The 345-nt window shown below is 67.0% G+C and carries 1 pseudogene; it reads left to right on the top strand.

From position 1 onward, the window contains the following. Positions 1 to 151: 151 nt before the first annotated feature. Positions 152 to 345, top strand: a pseudogene (locus MKK63_RS32240) (tail fiber domain-containing protein); the annotation flags it as partial.

The raw sequence follows: 345 nt of genomic DNA, 5'->3' as shown, positions 1-345 counted from the left end.
CCTTGTGCCATGACCATTGCGGCGGTGTTCCGCAGAGTTTCGTCATCCATTCTCAGCTCCATCGGTTCGGTTGGCGCCGCCGATGTAGCGCGCTCGGCCGCTGCTGCCCCTGACGGCCGGCTGAGCGTCGCCATTCGGGTGGCCGACTGAGATGGGCGAGCTGTACGACGGCCAGAAGGTCTATTCGTACCGCTACGGCGACTGGCCCCGAACCCAGATCGGCCTGCTCGCCCAGGAGGTGGCCGACCACAAGCCCGGCACCGTCGGCCCGATCGGTCTCGGCGACCTCCTCGGTATTGATTACGCCAAGGCCACGGAGGACGCGGCCAAGAAGGGCGGTGGTGG

Origin of the sequence: Methylobacterium sp. J-088 (genome assembly GCF_022829295.1) — a bacterium.
Classification (GTDB): Bacteria; Pseudomonadota; Alphaproteobacteria; order Rhizobiales; family Beijerinckiaceae; genus Methylobacterium.
This window is presented reverse-complemented; position numbering and strand designations above follow the sequence as displayed.